The organism is Pseudophaeobacter sp. C1-32P7 (assembly GCF_041008775.1).
GTDB lineage: Bacteria > Pseudomonadota > Alphaproteobacteria > Rhodobacterales > Rhodobacteraceae > Phycobacter > Phycobacter gallaeciensis_A.
On record NZ_JAXGFR010000070.1, the window covers coordinates 1 to 2,005 of the forward strand.

General features: G+C 55.6%; 3 protein-coding genes. 2 read left to right on the forward strand and 1 reads right to left on the reverse strand.

What is annotated here, in order from left to right; translation table 11 throughout:
- Together SM763_RS24075 and SM763_RS24080 are read left to right on the forward strand one after the other, a co-directional pair.
- Positions 1 to 92 (forward strand): transposase domain-containing protein (locus SM763_RS24075; RefSeq protein ID WP_490363289.1); only part of this gene is annotated, 92 nt, incomplete at its 5' end.
- A 56-nt stretch (positions 93 to 148) separates the two neighbouring features.
- Complete coding sequence (locus SM763_RS24080) at positions 149 to 1,930, forward strand: copper resistance system multicopper oxidase (protein ID WP_369000112.1); 1,782 nt, start codon at positions 149 to 151, stop codon at positions 1,928 to 1,930.
- Here the strand turns inward: SM763_RS24080 and SM763_RS24085 are convergent.
- The coding region (locus tag SM763_RS24085; protein WP_490363289.1) for a transposase domain-containing protein at positions 1,914 to 2,005 on the reverse strand (92 nt) is incomplete at its 5' end. The two genes, SM763_RS24080 and SM763_RS24085, sit on opposite strands and share 17 nt — an antisense overlap.

Consider the following 2,005-nt stretch of genomic DNA (forward strand, 5'->3'; position numbering starts at 1 on the left):
ATTTGAAGGCGACCCTGGAAGCCATCGCCGCCGGTCACCCGGCCAGAAGGATCGACGAGCTGCTACCTTGGAACTTCACCCCGTCAAGCTGAACAGGCGTGGGGTGGCGACAGCGCTTACCAATAATTTGACCACTAAGGAGAAGAAAATGCGTCTCTTTACCCCCAGTTTTCTTGCACGCTCAGACACTGCGCTGAGTACATCGGAGCATTTGTCGGGTAGCCTTTCCCGGCGACAATTCGGTTTGGCTGCCGCGGCGGCTCTTGCAATGCCATCTGCTTTGCAGGCTCATCAAAACCCGACGATTACATCCAAAGGAACGTATGACATTACAGTCGATCGGGTGCGGATCGATACGGGCGACTTCCGTAAGACGGGTGTCGGTTACAACAATAGCCAGTTCCCAACCGTCCTCCGTTTTAAGGAGGGCGAAGAAGTCACGATCAACGTTAAAAACAATCTAAACGAAACCACCTCCATTCACTGGCATGGGTTAATCCTGCCGTTTAGACAAGACGGCGTACCTGGGATCAGCTTCAACGGAATTCCCCCGGGAGAGACCTTCACTTATCGGTTTCCGATCACCCAGGCTGGCACATATTGGTTTCACAGCCATTCCGGGTTCCAAGAACCCGACGGTGCTTACGGGGCCATTGTGATCGAGCCTCGCGGAGGTGAACGGGTGCGGGCAGATCGCGATTATGTCGTTCAGTTGGCAGATAACCACCCACACTCCGGCAAAAAAATCATGCGCAATCTCAAGCGGATGCCTGACTACTACAATCGGTCGCAGCGCACGCTCCAAACGCTCATAAAAGACTCGCGCGCTGACAGTCTGCAAGCAGCCCTGCAGGAACGCGGAATGTGGGGCAGAATGCGCATGATGCCGACCGATATCGAGGACGTTCAAGGGTTCACGGCGTCAATCAACGCCCAGAGCACATCGCAGAACTGGACCGGCCTGTTCCGTGCGGGTGAGAAAGTTCGACTGCGTTTCATCAACGCGTCCGCGATGACCTATTTCGACATGCGGATTCCGGGGCTCAAAATGACCGTGGTCCAAGCGGACGGGAATGATGTTAAGCCGGTCAAGGTAGACGAACTCCGTATTGCTGTAGCCGAAACCTACGATGTCATTGTTCAGCCGCGTGAGAACAAAGCTTACAGTATCATCGCGGAATCGGTGGGACGTACGGGCATGGTGCGGGGAACTCTGGCACCAAGAGAAGGTATGGCAGGCGCTGTGCCGGCGATGCGGCCGAAACCACTTCTCACTATGGCCGACATGGGCGGAATGATGGGTGGAATGGGCATGGAGGGTCATGTGATGCAGAACATGGCTGGCATGGATCATTCCAACATGGCCGGTATGGATCATTCCAATATGGCCGGTATGGACCACTCCAATATGGCTGGCATGGATCATTCCAATATGGGTGGCATGACGGAGCCCAGCAGCGTCGACTCCTCCTATGCCAATGGCAGCGGTTTGATACCGAGGGCCTACAATGGTGGGAAATTCCTGTCCTATGCCGACCTCACGGCTGCGCGGCCCAAATACAAGTACAGGAAGCCGTCGCGCACCATCGAATTGCGCCTTACGGGGAACATGGAGCGCTACATCTGGTCGATTAACGATGTGAAATTCAATGATGCAGAGCCGATCGTCCTGAATTACGGAGAACGCGTGCGCATTCGCTTCATCAACGAAACGATGATGGCGCACCCGATGCACCTACACGGCCTTTGGTCGCTCGTGGATGTGGGCAAAGGGTCTCGCAACCCCATCAAACATACCGTCAATGTGAACCCCGCCATGACGGTGGACATAGATGTGGAGGTCGACGAACCCGGTCAGTGGGCGTTCCACTGTCACCTCTCATACGTAAGCGCTGTCGCCACCCCACGCCTGTTCAGCTTGACGGGGTGAAGTTCCAAGGTAGCAGCTCGTCGATCCTTCTGGCCGGGTGACCGGCGGCGATGGCTTCCAGGGTCGCCTTCAAAT